The following is a 234-nucleotide window of genomic DNA, read 5'->3' as shown; positions in this document are numbered from 1 at the left end:
CTAACCGTATGTGTGAAGTTGGCTTAACTCAACACAGCGGCGTGTCATACCGTCACTTAGCTTACTTGCTAGAAGAGTGTACTCGATAGTAGCAATAAATAGCTTGCTTAGGTTCACTAGCTAATTACCACCGAACAAACTTAAGCTTAGCTGACCAAAGTTAAAGAATTAGAGGCTATATCAGCCGCTAATTCTTTTTGCTTTTCATTAACATATCTAGGGGCTGTTGATCTT

It is taken from the genome of Shewanella sp. 10N.286.45.A1, assembly GCF_041470405.1.
Classification (GTDB): Bacteria; Pseudomonadota; Gammaproteobacteria; order Enterobacterales; family Shewanellaceae; genus Shewanella.
The sequence above is the reverse complement of the archived record's forward strand: the minus strand, read 5'-3'. Positions refer to the sequence as shown.